Below are 14,499 nucleotides of genomic sequence, written 5' to 3'. Positions count from 1 at the left end.
CAATAATTTATAATAGATCAGCAATATGAAAAAAACGATACTTCGTTTGTTCCGTCCATGCATAGGAATCACGATAATCCCAATAACGATGCCTGCTGGAGACAGTGTTGGCATTCACTAGCGGCATTCCGAACGAGTCAAAGGCAGTTACGATTGTGCTGTGCTGAAAGCGTTGATCGCCATTCCAGTCATACGTAATGACATCGCCAAGCTGCAGCTCATCTGCGGATTGCACAACTTCCGCGCGCAAGCCCGTAGACTTGGAGCCGCTCAAATAATTGGTAAATGCATTGGATACCGCCCAACTGTAGCTCCACCATTCGCTGCCTTTATTTCGGCCTTTATACCACCAGCCCGTTTCCCTTTTACCAGTATAGTTCATCGGAGCATTGCCTGCAAAGATGCACTGAGACACGTAATGGGTACAATTCACCTCAAAAAGCTCGTATGACGGGTTCCCTTCGTTCCACCAGCGGTCCGCATACGCAGCAGCCAAATCTCTCCTGTAACGAATACCCGACGGCCGGTTTTTGAATTGCTGTAATAGGTCATAATTTAAGTATGGTGTTGACGGTGACGATAAATCGCCATATAGCTCCGAATGGTCATCGACGGTCATCCAGTTATCTGTAGCTGTGCCAAATCGCGGCCTGCGCTCCGCTATGATCGGTTCAACCCGCAGGACATCCCAGGCACCGCCTGACAACCCAAGCCAGAGACGCTCGAATTCGGATCTTTCCTCCATGTAAAAACGCCCAGACTGCTCCATCCTTCTTTTGATGTGGAGCCGAATGAGCACAGAAACTTCACTGGACGATTCATTAACGCGCATGAGTTCTGCTTTCGTCTCGCTGCCTGCCGGCAGGGCGCCTCTTAGCAAATCGCGTTCGCGCAGACGTTCAAGCCTGCAACGGAGACGGTCGCAGTGCTCATGGTCGGTCACGTAATCGGTCAGCACGGTCGCATGCTGATTCGCTTCGGCTTGATTGTACAGGCTCACATAGCGATGAACGGCAGATTTCCAGCCCTGCAGATTCCCTTGCTGCCTATGCTGATCGTAATCGGATGAACGCAAAAGCGAATTAAGCTTTGAAGTTTGTTGTCTGACGGACTTTGCTTCTTGATTAGCCCTTTCCTGATTCTGAAGCGCATGATTAGCCGTTTCAGCATGTCGCTCCGGTTGCGGCCCGGATGGCGACAGCTGTTTTGGGACAGCATGTGCCACAACTTTTTGCTGCGGCTTGCGCTGAGATGCTATCGGCTTGGACGGTGCTTGATTATGCTTTTGGCCCTGAATGCCCTGTCCCCGGTTACCCGTTCGCGGCATAGCAATCCCTCCTTGACCATGTTGTGAATGCAAAAAACGTTTCGCGCAGAAATATAAGCCGATGATCAGATTTATCCTTATTCATCCTTATATTTCAGGCGCAAACACTGTAAACAGCCTTAGGCTGCATGAGATCACCAGCAAGCTCTCTTGCCTTAAGCTTAACGCTGATTAACTGCTTCATTATATGAAGCCGTCATTCGTTTCATGTAACATTCGTTCAGTTCGATTTTCATGCCGTTTACAGGCGCGATAAGACATAATTGGACTTTACGGAAGGACTATTTTAACGATATACTATAGATATAGCGATTTTGAAATCGTGTTTCACAGAATGAAACATGAATTCCATTCAAAGAGGAGAATGACGATGTCTACACAAAATCATTATTCGGTTCGCACAACGCTGGACGCTGGTGGCAAATCTTACGCTTACTACCGCCTGGGCGGACTTGAAGAGCAAGGACTAGGCGACATTTCCAAGCTGCCTTTTTCCATCAAAGTATTGCTTGAGGCTGCTGTTCGTCAATTTGACGGCCGCGCCATTACACCTGAGCATGTAAAGCAGCTTGCTACATGGGCTGACGGACGCGAAGATAAAGAAATTCCTTTCATCCCTGCCCGTATCGTATTGCAGGATTTCACAGGCGTACCGGTTGTCGTAGACTTGGCGGCTATGCGTGATACTGTGAAAAAAGCAGGCGGAGACCCGAAAAAAATCAACCCGCTCGTACCGGTTGACCTTGTAATTGACCACTCCGTAATGGTTGACGCATTTGGCACGCCTGAAGCGCTTGAATATAACACGAAGGTTGAATTTGAGCGTAACGAAGAGCGTTACCGTTTCCTTCGCTGGGCACAAACAGCATTCGATAACTTCCGCGCGGTTCCGCCGGGCACAGGTATCGTTCACCAAGTTAACTTGGAGTATTTGGCATCCGTTGCCGCTACTAAAACAATCAATGGCGAAACTGTCGTATACCCTGATTCCCTCGTTGGTACGGATTCCCATACAACGATGATCAACGGTCTTGGCGTTGTAGGCTGGGGCGTTGGCGGTATCGAGGCTGAGGCTGGTATGCTGGGCCAACCGCTTTACTTCGTTATGCCTGAAGTAATCGGCTTCAAATTGACTGGCAAGCTGGCAGAAGGCTCCACGGCGACTGACCTTGCGCTTACTGTTACACAAATTTTGCGTAAAAAAGGCGTTGTTGGTAAGTTTGTCGAGTTCTTCGGCCCTGGCTTGTCTAACATCAGTCTTGCTGACCGCGCAACGGTTGCCAACATGGCTCCGGAATACGGCGCTACAATCGGCTTCTTCCCTGTCGATAACGAAACGCTCAGCTATCTTCGCCAAACAGGCCGCTCGGAAGATCTCATCGAGCTTGTTGACTCTTACTATAAAGCTCAAGACATGTTCCGTACGGATGAGACTCCAGATCCTGTGTTCTCTGACATCGTTGAGCTCGATCTTTCGACGATCGTTCCTTCACTTGCAGGACCGAAGCGTCCTCAAGACCGCGTTGAGCTGACTGCAATGAAAGAATCCTTCAACAGCATCATCCGCACGCCAATCGAAAAAGGCGGATACGGTCTGACTGATGAGAAAATCGATCAATTCGTTACGGTTAACCACAATGACGGCCAAGTGAGCAAAATGGGCACTGGCGCAGTCGTTATTGCCGCGATTACAAGCTGCACGAACACTTCTAACCCAAGCGTAATGGTCGGCGCCGGCCTTGTCGCTAAGAAAGCAGTAGCACTTGGACTTAAGAAGCCAGCTTATGTAAAAAGCTCCCTGACGCCGGGCTCGCTCGTCGTTACAGAATATTTGACTAAAGCAAACCTGCTCGAGCCGCTTGAAGCACTCGGCTTCCACGTTGCCGGCTATGGCTGCGCGACATGTATCGGTAACTCCGGCCCGCTTCCGGACGAAGTAAGCAAAGCAATTGCCGACAACGATATGACGGTATCCGCTGTTCTCTCCGGTAACCGTAACTTTGAAGGCCGCGTTCACGCGCAGGTAAAAGCGAACTACTTGGCTTCTCCGCCGCTGGTTATCGCATATGCGCTTGCCGGTACGACAAACATCGATTTGACTACCGAGCCAATCGGCTATACCGAAGACAACAAGCCGGTATACCTGAAAGATATTTGGCCAACTTCGCAAGAAGTTAACGATGCTATGTCCGCGGCTCTTACACCGCAAATGTTCCGCGACAAATACGAGAACGTATTTACACAAAATGAGCGTTGGAACGCTATTTCGGTACCTAAAGGCGAAAGCTACGAGTGGGATGCAAAATCGACTTACATCCAAAACCCGCCGTTCTTCGAAAACCTTGGTTCCGATCTATCGGATATCGAAGATATTCATTCGGCAAGCGTGCTTGCGCTTATGGGCGATTCCGTAACGACTGACCATATTTCGCCTGCCGGTAACATTACTGTTAACAGCCCGGGCGGCCAATACTTGATCGAAAACGGCGTTAAACGCGAAGATTTCAACTCCTACGGCTCCCGTCGCGGTAACCATGAAGTCATGATGCGCGGAACGTTCGCTAACATTCGTATTCGTAACCAAGTGGCTCCAGGCACAGAAGGCGGCGTAACGACTTACCTGCCTACTGATGAAGTAATGTCGATCTACGACGCATCGATGAAATATCAAAAAGACGGCAAAAACCTTGTTGTTCTTGCCGGTAAAGAATACGGTACAGGAAGCTCCCGTGACTGGGCGGCAAAAGGAACTTACCTGCTCGGCGTTAAAGCCGTTATCGCTGAAAGCTTCGAGCGTATTCACCGCTCCAATCTGGTTGGTATGGGCGTATTGCCGCTCCAATTCCCAGAAGGCCAAGGCTGGAAGACGCTTAACATTACTGGCCGCGAGACGTTCGATATCGCTGGCTTGAACAACGATGTTACGCCAGGCTCGCAAGTTACTGTTACAGCTACTCGCGAAGACGGCACGTCGTTCGATTTCCCGGCAATCGTGCGCCTTGACTCGATGGTTGACGTTGATTACTACCGCAATGGCGGTATCCTGCAAACGGTACTTCGTCAAATGATCGCGAACATGAACTAAGCAGCATACATGCTGCGCAACCAAGCGTAACCGGCTTTTGCAGCCTAAAGACGGCAAGAGCTCGTTTCGCGGTGAAATAGAAGCATTGTATAAGTTTCAAAAAAAGAGCTTTGCCGTCCTTTCGGCAAAGCTCTTTTTTTTCAGCTGCAGAACGCGGCAAGCCCTTGCGTCGAGAAAGTACCATCCGGATAAGTTGAAATTAAATTTGGCAGTACGCTGAGTCGTATAAGGATAGACGTACCGTCTCAATGAAAACGAGCTCCTATCATGCGGCTAAACAATATAGCTAATTCTGATTGGGATAACACGCGATGACATAGCCAGCATGCATGAAGCTCTTTCAATCATTCCTACAGCTTAAATAGCTATAAAAAAACAGCAGGTTTGAGGTCCGCCTCAGCCTGCTGTTTCTTCACTGCTATAAAATCATCATTCCCATCCGCTTGGCGGATTCGATCATGACGGGTGCGTATTCCTTCATCGTCTGCAGCGTGAGCCTGCTTGCTGGACCTGATACAGATAATGCGGCCGTCAGCTGCCCTTTCCGGTTAAAGATAGGCGCGGACAATGCCGCTGCTCCCGGCTCGCGCTCCTCGAAGCTGGTGGCGTATCCCTGCAGGCAAATCTCTTCAAGCTGCTGCTTGTATTGATCCAGATCAATCGAGTATAACCAAGCCGGATCTCCAAAAATACTTTCCTGCGTGATCGGATCGGAATAGGCAATGAGCACCTTGCTCGACGCGCCTGCATAAAGCGGCAGCCTTACGCCGACAGGCGCTACCCGCCGCACGGGCTGGTTGCTCTGCACCGCTTGCATGCGGATCCTCTCGGAGCCGTCCCTTACATATATGCTAACTGTCTCTCCCAGCTTATCGCGAAGCCGCTCCATTTCCGGCAGCCATATCGTTGCTTGATCGTCTGACCGCGATAGATTGGCGGACAGCTCCCACATTTTCAAACCCAAATGATAACGGTCAGTCGAACGATCCCGCTCGATGAAGCCCTTCTCCTCTAGTGTAGCGAGCATCCGGTGAACCGTGCTTTTGTGCAGGCCGACATGTTCGGCAATTTCCGTCATTGCCCAGTCCGTTTTCGAAGTAAAGCACAGCAATATATCAAGCGCTCGATCCACTGCCCGAACCGTCGATTTCCCATCTTCCATGCAGCCGCACCTCTCTTTCTAAAAGTTTCATCCAATGAAACCGATTCTCATTCAGTATAACTCATCGCTTCCATTATCGTAAAGAAAAGATCTTTACGTTACAGCAATATTACAAATGAATAACATTACCTCGACATCAATTGACAGGCCTTTAGGACCGGACTACGATAAAAGGACTAGAAATGATAAGCGCTTTCAGCCTTGGGATGAATTAGTCCGACAGCCGGTTGCTTGCAGAGGGAGGAATACGACATGAGCACAACTATAATGACACCACTGCCACTAGAAGGCGGATTTCCGCAAAGCCTTCAGCCCTTCCCTTTGGGAGATTCCGACAGCCTTTTCCTGCTTCGCAAATCAAGAAGCCGCGGCAAGCACCTGCTGGTTGCTTCCATCGCTTCCCTGGCTGCTATGTGCCTGCTTGCAGTCATTATTTTTCATGGATATGTCGCTTGGATGCTTGCTTTTCCTTTTGTCGCTCCCCTTTCCTCTAATCCTCAAGCGGCTATCGGCCTGGATTATGAGGATGTCGTATTCCCCAGCAAGAGCGGAGAGACAACGGTCAGCGGCTGGTTCATTCCAGCAGAAACCGATGCGGGCGGAGCCGCAGCCTCGGCGCGGACTGTCGTATTCAGCCATGGCTATGGCGCTAATCGCGAAGAATCATGGGTGCCGATGTATGAGCTCTCCAAGCTGCTGCACGGCTTAAACTATAATATTTTGTTGTTTGACTACGGCTACGCCTCGAAGGAGTACAAAGCTCCGGCCACCGGCGGCCTTGAGGAATCGCAGCAGCTGCTCGCAGCTGTAGATTATGCCAAATCCCGCGGCGCCGGGGAAATCGTCGTCTGGGGCTTCTCAATGGGTGCGGGAACCGCCCTGCAAGCAGCGCTTCAGACCGATGAGATAGATGCGATGATACTCGACAGCTTATTTATACCGAGCCCTGAGGCGTTATTTGATAATCTGAATCAGTTTGTTTCCTTGCCGCGTTTCTCGCTGCCGCTCATTGAATCGATGATTCCGCTTTGGACCGGTACAAGCTTTGGCTCTATTCCGGCAAGCGAGGTAATCTCGAACGTCTATGATATACCGCTTTTCATTATTCATGGTACGAACGATGTTAAAGCTTCATACAAAACGGCCGAAGCTATTGCTGAGGAGCAGGGCAATATGCTTTCCCGCTCATGGATCGTGCAGGACGGCAAGCACGAGCTGCTGTTTCAAGTTCATCCGAGTGAATATATCCAAAGAGCCGCCTTATTTCTAAGCCAAGTCGATCAGCAGCTCCAGTCAGAAAGAATATAGTCAGGAAGCACGACATAAGCCCAAATAGCAACGAATACATCTAACATAGATGCACATGTTGCGACATAGGAGGCGATGGTCGTGCTTTTTGTTTATGGAACGCTCATGCCCATACGAGTAATGGAATTAATCCGGCATTGGAAGCTGCAGGAGAAGGAGCATGCCACCGTTATTGTCCAAGCGGCTCCGGAGCTGGAACGCCAGTATGTGCAGCTTCTTAAATCTTGGGAGCCGATCTTCTCTCAAACCGCGCTTTATACGAACCAATGGCTGGACGAATGGCTGCCCTTCCCGTCTCGTCTGCCGTCACATGTGGAGCAATCCGTTGAAGCACTCGTGGATGCTGCGCTTGAACAATCGCTTACGTACGTAGATCAACTGAGGCAAATAACAGAGCGAACGGCAGCCGTATCTTCATCCATATCCAAAACCGTCATTTCGCATTCCATCCGCGAATCCAACTATTATATCGGCTTAATGAGCGCTTATCGCCAAGCTGCGAACAGTCCTGGCAACCGCGAGCAGCGCCCCCCTCTCCAGCAAGTACCGGTCGGCGGACATACGCTGCCTCCCCTGCCTTATGCTTATGATGCTCTTGAGCCCTATATCGATGAGCATACGATGCGGATTCATCATGATATGCATCACCAATCCTACGTCGACGGCTTAAATATAGCTGAGCTTCAGCTGCAGACAGCACGCGAAACCGGCAATTTCGAGCTCGTAAAGCATTGGGAACGCGAGCTCGCTTTCAACGGTGCCGGCCACTATTTGCACACGCTGTTTTGGAACGTGATGTCGCCCTACGGCGGCGGCGAGGCGACGGGGGCGCTCAGCAACCAGATCCTAAACGATTTCGGCAGCCTTGCTGCCTTCATGAAGCAGTTCAGCGAGGCCGCAGCGAAGATCGAGGGCAGCGGCTGGGCTATTCTGGTATGGAGTCCGCGCAGCAGACGGCTCGAAATTTTAACCGCAGAGAAGCATCAAAATTTATCGCAATGGGATGTCGTTCCGCTGCTTGCGTTAGACGTATGGGAACATGCTTATTATTTGAGGCATCAGAACAGACGCCCCGAGTACGTGCAGGAGTGGTGGAACGTGGTCAATTGGCCTTATGTGAATGAACGGTTTGAGGAAGCTCGAAAGCTCGTGTGGGTGCCGTTCTGAGAAAAGTTTGGTGATCGCGAACCATCAATTAAAAAAAAGTCCGTCAGGAGCAATTCTCCCGTCGGACTTTCTAATATAGGCCAGCTTATTGCTTCAGCAATGCAAGGAACTCCGAACGCAGCGCCGAGCTGCTGCGGAACTCGCCGCGCACAGCGGACGTAACCGTCTTGCTGCCAGGCTTCTTCACGCCGCGCGCGCACATGCACAGATGCTCGCCCTCTACGACGACCATGACGCCATGCGGCGCAAGCTCCTGATCGAGAATGTCGGCGATTTGCGACGTTATGCGCTCTTGGACCTGCAGCCTGCGTGTAACCGCCTCAACGAGACGCGCAAGCTTGCTGAGCCCCGCTATCTTGCCGCTAGGGATATAACCGATATGCGCTTTCCCGAAGAACGGCGCCATATGATGCTCGCACTGGCTGTAATATACAATATCTCTGACGATGACAAGCTCCTCGTGCTGCTCATCGAAAGTCACGCCAAGCACCTCGCGCGGATCAACCTCGTAGCCGGCAAAAATTTCCTCATACATCCGGGTTACGCGGGCAGGCGTTTCCAGCAAACCTTCACGCTCTACATTTTCGCCGATCAGCTTCAAAATTTCTTTTATATGGTGTTCAATCTGCTCCCGGTTGCTCTCTACACTCGAATTGACGTAATCTTTCCTTCCCGCCATTTCTTAATTCTCCTTCCGGCCCCCCTCACGTTTTATCTCCGAGGCATTTTTTGATTTCGCATCATGTGCTGCGCTTTTTGCATTTGCTGCTTATTCAAGTTGTAGCCCATTTGCTTAGCCATCTTTTGAATCATTTCAGGATCGTTTTGCATCTTCTCAAGCTGCTTCCGCAGATAGAATACGCCAATAAAGAAGCCCCCTACAGCTCCCGCTAATAAAGTAACGATTGGCACTACAATGTTAACCCAAGACATACCTGTCACCTGACCCTTTCTAAATCTCCAGCTGTGTATAATGTTCCCATGATAGCATGTTCACCCTGTGTTCGCAATGAACAGCTTAGCGCTTAGCGCAACCTTTATAAGGCAGCCTGTAAGCTTGTATTACGCTTTCTTCTCCAGCTCAAGCAGCGCGATCTTAATCGGCAGTCCTCCGCCATAACCGACCATTTGACCACTAGCCCCGATCACGCGGTGACAAGGCACAATGATCGATACGGGATTGCGATTGTTTGCGCCGCCAACGGCTCGCATCGCGCCCGGCTGGCCGAGCATCACCGCAATGTCTTTATAGGTGCGCGTCTCGCCATACGGAATTTGCTGCAGGGCTGCCCATACTTTCTGCTGAAACGGCGTGCCAAACAGCTGAACCGGAAGCTCGAACTGCCGCAATTCTCCTGCAAAATAAAGCTGCAGCTGCCTGTCCGCTTCCTTCAGCTGCGGATGGGCTGACGCTTCAATGCGCCTGATGTCCGCAGCCTGCGGTCCAATTTGGCGCAGCGCCCACTGCCGGAGTCCTTCCCCTGAATCTTCAAAGGGAGCGAAATCCAAATGACAAATATGTTCGTCCGCTGCCGTGAGCGTCATCGTCCCGATAGGCGAGCCGATCTCAGCCGCATAAAGCTGTTCAATCACTTGTACCAACACCTGCTTCCGGCTGCTGCTGCGTATTCTTGGCAAGCGAATTTATTTGATCGATCGCAGTCGTTATAGCCTGCAGCGCTTCCTCATCGCTCTCTTTATGCGAAGCTGCAAGCAGCGCCGCCTCCGCCTGCTCGCCGCCGATTCGCGCGAGCGCCCAAGCTGCCGTGCCCCGCAGAACCGGCCTCGTATCCTGCTCAAGAACGCGAATCAGATCCGGTACCGCGCTCGCCTCTTTAAAGTTGCCGAGCGCGATGACGGCGTTGCGCTGGATCGGCTTCTTGCCGCGCCATGCGGAGGAGGTGCTTCCATATCTCGCTTGAAACTCTTTGTTTCCTATTGTAAGCAATGGAACCAGCAGCGGCTTTACGAGCTCCGGATCGGGCTGCAGCTCCGGCTGATGCGTCCAGTTTTTGCCGCGGTTAACCGGACAGACGGTCTGACATGTATCGCAGCCATATAGCCGATTTCCGATTTTGCGCATAAACTCATCCGATAGCATTCCCTTTGTCTGTGTTACATAGGAGATGCAGCGGCTGGAATTCAATTGGCCTGGCCCAACTAACGCGTCCGTCGGACAAGCGTCAATACATTTTGTGCATGAGCCGCAGCTTTCCGTGACCGGTTCATCCGGCTCAAACGGCACATTCGTGATCATCTCTCCGAGGTACATCCATGAACCGAGCTCAGGGGAGAGAATGGAGCAGTTTTTCGCGCTCCAGCCAATGCCTGCACGCTCCGCGACGGCACGGTCCGACAAGGCGCCGGTATCGACCATGCTCTCTACGCGCAAATCCGGCACGCGCTCCCTCAGCCATGCTTCCAGCTTCGCAAGCCGGTCACGCAGCACCTTATGGTAATCGTCTCCCCAAGCTGAGCGCGACATAATGCCCCGCCTCGCTCCAGGCTCCGATTTAGGAGGATCCTTCAGCTTCGACGGATAAGCAATTGCGATCGCGATGATCGACTGCGGATTATCGAATAGAAGCGCCGGATTCGTCCGTTTCTCGATATCCGGCTCCTCAAAGCCGGATTCCCTGCCAAGCTCGCGGTGCCTAAGCAAGATATCCTTTAATGATACGAACGGATCTGCGGATGCGATCCCGATTTTGTCGATGCCTAGGCTTGGCGCGGCCCTCAGCATCTCTTCCTTCAGCTTTGCCCACTTGTTTGTCATCATCTATAACCGTTTAACAGCTTCACGAGCGAGCTCGTCACAGCGATTGTTCCATTCGTTATCGCTGTGGCCTTTTACCTTCACGTATTCGACTTTATGCTTTTTCATAAGCTCCCACAGCGCTTTCCACAGCTCTTGGTTCTCAACAGGCTCCTTCTTGCTGTTTTTCCAGCCATTGCGAAGCCAACCGTGAATCCAGCCCTTCTGGAAGCAATTCACAACATATGCTGAATCACTATAAACCTTGACCTGACAAGGCTCCTTCAGCAGCTTCAAGCCCTCGATCACCGCCTGAATTTCCATGCGGTTATTCGTCGTATGTTTCTCGCCGCCGGAAATCTCCTTCTGATGAACGCCAAAAAACAGCACCGCGCCCCAGCCGCCCGGACCCGGGTTGCCGGAGCAGGCCCCGTCCGTATAGATCATAACGTCCTTCATTGTAGCCCCTCCTTAAAGGTTTCCGGATTTTGTGGACTGCAACCTGCTGCTCTCCTGATGCGGACAGCGATTAAAGCGATTTTATCTGTTTGTACGGCCACAATATATAATCGGCTCTGCCCCGGATCAGCTCTTCCGGCACAGCATGAAACGATCTGCTGTCCAGGCTGGCTCTAGCGTGGCGATTATCTCCCATGACAAAGTAATGGCCTTCACGGATTATCTCTGGCCCGTAGCTCATATCTTCTATTAAAGTGTCCGTGTAAGGCTCGTCCGCCAGCTTGCCGTTACGGTACAACCGCTTGTTGTGAATCTCAATGCGGTCGCCGGGAACGCCGACTACCCTTTTCACGAGATACTTCTCTTCTTTTGCGCCCGTATTCGGTTCCTTCAAAATAACGACATCCCCGGTCTTTGGCTTGCCGACCAAATAAACGAATTTATTAACAAAGAGCCACTCATGCGCCGTTAACGTCGGCTCCATCGAATGCCCCTCGACTTTGGATAAGTTAAATACAAAAAAGTGCAGAAGCATGACAACCGCAAAAGCAATAACCAATGTTTTTGTCCAATCTAACAGCTCCGCCAGCCATGTGGAATGGTCGCTCGCAGCAGCTTCGGCAGACAGGCTTTCCTTGCCCGCAATTCCTGCCTTATTTTCGTCCAGCTCATGTTCCCGGCTCAGCAGACTCATTGCTCCACCTCATCGTTTCGTCTCAGCCAATCCTCATAATAATGCGTCACAATCTGATCCTCAAAAGGAGACCGCGCTTGATCGATTCGGCCAAGAAGCGCTTCGAGCCCCTCCTGCACCTTGTCATCGACCATTTTCGGATAGTGATAGGCTGCTTTATGCATTTCGTATTCATCTTGATCAACTACGAACCTTCCGCCGTCTACCGTGCGGATAACATCCAAATCATAATCGATATAGGTCAGTACATTCCCTTGCAAATACGGCGGTGAGGCAATATTGCAATAATAACGAATGCCTCCTTCCTCAAGCAAAGCGACGACATTAAACCATTGCCCTGGTATAAAAAAGGAGACTGCCGGCACGCGGCTCACCCATATCTTACCGTCAGATTCTTGAATTGGCGTTTGGCGGTTAATGAGTACGATCATGGACTCCTCTTTATGCCCGCCAGCAAGCCGTTCATCCGGAACGAGCCAATTCTGCTGCCATGTACGGTGAAGGTGACCGTTATGTTTGAAGCTTTTGATGACACAGTGCCGGTATGGTTCCATCCCGTTCTCCTCATAAAAGTGTATAGTAATAAGAAAAGCATATCTCACCGCCAAAAGCAATGGCGATGCAGATATGCCCTGCGTACAAACTAACATGCAGTAAAGTTCGCGTTAACCCGCTACAATGCTCAGTTTCTGAAACGATCTGATAAAATCGTTGGCTACGTACCCCATCGACTCATACAAAGGTAAGACTGGCTCATTGTGCTCGTCCGCGGTAATTAGTATCTTTGTAACATGGCGCTGTTCGAAACGCTGGCGCAATGCCTGGATGAGCGCTTTGCCGATTCCTTTCCGCTGGTGGAGAGGAGAGACGGCAATTCGATAATAATAACCTTTGTTATTATCAATCGTACCGATAATCATGCCCACAATTTCGGAATTTTCGACAGCGACTAGAACTAAATCGCTATCCCATGACAACTGGCGGGCAAAAGCTTCCATCGTTTGTTCGTAGCACTCTTCTGTAAGAACATCTTCGAGAAGTGCTGTAATTGGTCGGTAATCGGACAACTGGAAGGAACGAACATTCATATAAATTACACCTTCTATACCATGTCATAGTACTGCATTTAGTTTATATTACGACAAAATTTAACGAAATCCTGCTTCTATCTTTAATATTCCTTAAAAAAATTAAACAAATCATCGATTATCTCTTGAAAACGCTTCATTTTAAGCGCTTACATGATTTTGATCTGTTTTTATGTAAACTGGCTCAGGTTCTCTTTACCTAATTTGCATAATTTTGATAGGACAGTGATAACCTATTGCAGGTTATGTTTGACATCCCTGCCCTTCCGACTTTTGAAACAATAATGTTGATTTATTCGATCGGATAAGGGATAATGGATTTGGATAACTACATATCATTTAGGAGGCTGTAAAAAAATGGCACATCAACTACCTGCTTTGCCGTACGCGCACAACGCACTTGAGCCGCATATCGATGCGACTACTATGGAAATTCACCACGGCCGTCACCATAACGCATACGTGACTAACCTTAATGCAGCTTTGGAGTCCGCTCCAGAATTGCAAAGCAAATCGATCGAGGAATTAATCTCCGATCTTGCTAGCGTTCCTGAAGCTATCCGTACTGCTGTTCGCAACAACGGCGGCGGACATGCTAACCACAGCTTGTTCTGGGAAACGATCGCTCCAAACGCTGGCGGAGCACCTTCTGGCGCTCTTGCAGCAGCGATCGAAAGCGAGCTTGGCGGCTTTGAAGCTTTCAAAGCGGACTTCGCTAAAGCAGCAGCAACTCGTTTCGGCAGCGGCTGGGCATTCCTTGCGGTTGCAAACGGCAAATTGAAAGTATACAGCCTTCCTAACCAAGACAGCCCGATCATGGAAGGCGAAACGCCGATCCTTGGCCTTGATGTATGGGAGCACGCTTACTACCTGAACTACCAAAACAAACGCCCTGACTACATCGCGGCGTTCTGGAACGTAGTTAACTGGGATGAAGTTAGCAAACGTTACGAAGCAGCTGCAAAATAATATTTTTTTCCAAAACGGCGCTTTCCTCACCTATGAGGAGGCGCCGTTTTTTGCGTTTCGTCACCTTCTAAGTCTTGGACAGTCATGCTGATGACCTTTCATCCAAAACTTGCGAACACCGGATGGGCATTTGCCGCATACGATAAATAAGGATAAATGCCTAATTTGTTTCGTGAAGGAGACTGAATGCTTGCATGGACTATACTTACGCTAACGAGCAACAATTTCTCGCGGATCCGCAGCAGCCAGCTCGAGCCGGCAGCGATTGCGGCTGCGGGGGACCGCGTATGATCATGCCAGGTGGACCTGGAGGGCCGGGCGGACCGGGCGGCTTATTCCCGCCTGGACCCGGGCCGTTCCCTCCTGGACCCGGACCGTTCCCTCCTGGACCCGGACCGTTCCCTCCTGGACCCGGACCGTTCCCTCCTGGACCCGGACCGTTCCCTCCTGGACCCGGACCGTTCCCTCCTGGACCCGGACCGTTC

The 14,499-nt window shown here is 50.7% G+C and carries 15 protein-coding genes; 5 read left to right on the top strand and 10 right to left on the bottom strand.

The window, feature by feature from the left end:
- Positions 1-7 precede the first annotated feature (7 nt).
- Positions 8-1,327, bottom strand: coding sequence for an amidase domain-containing protein (locus AC0YNZ_RS22570; protein ID WP_475828754.1), 1,320 nt, complete (start codon positions 1,325-1,327; stop codon positions 8-10).
- A 370-nt stretch (positions 1,328-1,697) separates the two neighbouring features.
- Between AC0YNZ_RS22570 and acnA the strand changes: the two genes are divergently transcribed.
- Entirely contained in the window at positions 1,698-4,412 is a 2,715-nt protein-coding gene (gene acnA, locus AC0YNZ_RS22565; protein ID WP_475828753.1) for an aconitate hydratase AcnA, read from the top strand.
- 418 nt (positions 4,413-4,830) lie between these two features.
- Here acnA and AC0YNZ_RS22560 read toward each other — a convergent pair whose 3' ends face one another.
- Positions 4,831-5,574: an IclR family transcriptional regulator gene (locus AC0YNZ_RS22560; protein WP_475828752.1), complete on the bottom strand. Its 744-nt coding sequence runs from the start codon at positions 5,572-5,574 to the stop codon at positions 4,831-4,833.
- Between the two features lie 252 nt (positions 5,575-5,826).
- On the opposite strand from AC0YNZ_RS22560, the gene AC0YNZ_RS22555 reads away from it, so the two are divergent.
- Both AC0YNZ_RS22555 and AC0YNZ_RS22550 read left to right on the top strand, forming a co-directional pair.
- On the top strand, positions 5,827-6,882 hold the full coding sequence (locus tag AC0YNZ_RS22555; protein WP_475828751.1) for an alpha/beta hydrolase: 1,056 nt from the start codon (positions 5,827-5,829) through the stop codon (positions 6,880-6,882).
- Between the two features lie 81 nt (positions 6,883-6,963).
- On the top strand, positions 6,964-8,049 hold the full coding sequence (locus AC0YNZ_RS22550; RefSeq protein ID WP_475828750.1) for a Fe-Mn family superoxide dismutase: 1,086 nt from the start codon (positions 6,964-6,966) through the stop codon (positions 8,047-8,049).
- Positions 8,050-8,134: 85 nt separating this feature from the next.
- Here the strand turns inward: AC0YNZ_RS22550 and folE are convergent, their stop codons facing one another.
- The 8 genes from folE to AC0YNZ_RS22510 all read right to left on the bottom strand — a co-directional run bounded on the left by folE (position 8,135) and on the right by AC0YNZ_RS22510 (position 13,045).
- A complete protein-coding gene (gene folE, locus AC0YNZ_RS22545; protein ID WP_110771329.1) occupies positions 8,135-8,728 on the bottom strand; it encodes a GTP cyclohydrolase I FolE in 594 nt (197 codons plus the stop codon).
- 32 nt (positions 8,729-8,760) lie between these two features.
- Positions 8,761-8,982: a YneF family protein gene (locus tag AC0YNZ_RS22540; protein ID WP_110771328.1), complete on the bottom strand. Its 222-nt coding sequence runs from the start codon at positions 8,980-8,982 to the stop codon at positions 8,761-8,763.
- 129 nt (positions 8,983-9,111) lie between these two features.
- The gene (locus tag AC0YNZ_RS22535; protein ID WP_475828749.1) at positions 9,112-9,642 is read right to left on the bottom strand and encodes a methylated-DNA--[protein]-cysteine S-methyltransferase; all 531 of its coding nucleotides are present in this window, start codon (positions 9,640-9,642) and stop codon (positions 9,112-9,114) included.
- Complete coding sequence (queG, locus tag AC0YNZ_RS22530) at positions 9,635-10,828, bottom strand: tRNA epoxyqueuosine(34) reductase QueG (protein ID WP_475828748.1); 1,194 nt, start codon at positions 10,826-10,828, stop codon at positions 9,635-9,637. The genes AC0YNZ_RS22535 and queG overlap by 8 nt, the downstream gene beginning before the upstream one ends.
- Positions 10,829-11,263 (bottom strand): ribonuclease HI, encoded by a 435-nt coding sequence (gene rnhA, locus AC0YNZ_RS22525; protein ID WP_475828747.1) that lies wholly within the window; start codon positions 11,261-11,263, stop codon positions 10,829-10,831. It abuts the gene before it with no gap.
- Between the two features lie 70 nt (positions 11,264-11,333).
- Positions 11,334-11,957 carry a signal peptidase I gene (lepB, locus tag AC0YNZ_RS22520; protein ID WP_475828746.1) on the bottom strand — a complete coding sequence of 208 codons (624 nt, stop codon included), beginning with the start codon at positions 11,955-11,957 and terminating at the stop codon, positions 11,334-11,336.
- Positions 11,954-12,511, bottom strand: coding sequence for a DUF402 domain-containing protein (locus AC0YNZ_RS22515; RefSeq protein ID WP_475828745.1), 558 nt, complete (start codon positions 12,509-12,511; stop codon positions 11,954-11,956). The genes lepB and AC0YNZ_RS22515 overlap by 4 nt, the downstream gene beginning before the upstream one ends.
- A 111-nt stretch (positions 12,512-12,622) precedes the next feature.
- Positions 12,623-13,045 carry a GNAT family N-acetyltransferase gene (locus AC0YNZ_RS22510; RefSeq protein ID WP_110771325.1) on the bottom strand — a complete coding sequence of 141 codons (423 nt, stop codon included), beginning with the start codon at positions 13,043-13,045 and terminating at the stop codon, positions 12,623-12,625.
- A 357-nt stretch (positions 13,046-13,402) separates the two neighbouring features.
- Here AC0YNZ_RS22510 and AC0YNZ_RS22505 point away from each other — a divergent pair, with 357 nt between their 5' ends.
- On the top strand, positions 13,403-14,014 hold the full coding sequence (locus AC0YNZ_RS22505) for a superoxide dismutase (RefSeq protein WP_475828744.1): 612 nt from the start codon (positions 13,403-13,405) through the stop codon (positions 14,012-14,014).
- 287 nt (positions 14,015-14,301) lie between these two features.
- Positions 14,302-14,499, top strand: a 198-nt coding sequence (locus AC0YNZ_RS22500; RefSeq protein WP_475828743.1) for a hypothetical protein, incomplete at its 3' end; no start/stop codon positions are given.

The sequence above is a fragment of the Paenibacillus sp. J2L1-98 genome, assembly GCF_056269405.1.
The sequence above is the reverse complement of the archived record's forward strand: the minus strand, read 5'-3'. Positions and strand labels throughout refer to the sequence as shown.